Raw genomic sequence first — 530 nt, 5'->3', positions numbered from 1 at the left:
GCGAGATTACAAAGTTACCTGTCAAACGGTGCAATGAAGCCAAGTTAGAACTCGTCAGAATGAATATTATCAAGCAGCAAGGCGGCATGTTTGGACCAAATAAAAACATCTCAGAATGGTGCATCCCTCAAAACGAGGGAAAATCCCCTAAAACGAGGGATAAAACATCCCTCAAATTGGGGGATTGCTATCCCTCAAAACAGGGGGACACAAAAGACACTATTACAAAAGAAAAAAGAAAAGATTATTCGTCAGAGAATTCTCATGTTTGACAGCTTATCATCGATAAGCTTTAATGCGGTAGTTTATCACAGTTAAATTGCTAACGCAGTCAGGCACCGTGTATGAAATCTAACAATGCGCTCATCGTCATCCTCGGCACCGTCACCCTGGATGCTGTAGGCATAGGCTTGGTTATGCCGGTACTGCCGGGCCTCTTGCGGGATATCGTCCATTCCGACAGCATCGCCAGTCACTATGGCGTGCTGCTAGCGCTATATGCGTTGATGCAATTTCTATGCGCACCCGTT

Annotated in this window: 1 protein-coding gene and 1 pseudogene; both read left to right on the top strand. The window is 45.3% G+C overall.

Translation table 11 applies throughout. From position 1 onward, the window contains the following. The coding region (locus tag HMPREF0493_RS04260) for a replication protein (RefSeq protein WP_006352064.1) at positions 1-272 on the top strand (272 nt) is incomplete at its 5' end. Between the two features lie 72 nt (positions 273-344). Continuing rightward, a pseudogene (locus HMPREF0493_RS04255) lies at positions 345-530 on the top strand (TetA family tetracycline resistance MFS efflux pump); the annotation flags it as partial.

The sequence above is a fragment of the Lactobacillus amylolyticus DSM 11664 genome (assembly GCF_000178475.1).
GTDB lineage: Bacteria > Bacillota > Bacilli > Lactobacillales > Lactobacillaceae > Lactobacillus > Lactobacillus amylolyticus.
Note: the sequence above shows the minus strand (reverse complement) of the source record. Positions and strands in the feature narration are given on the sequence as shown.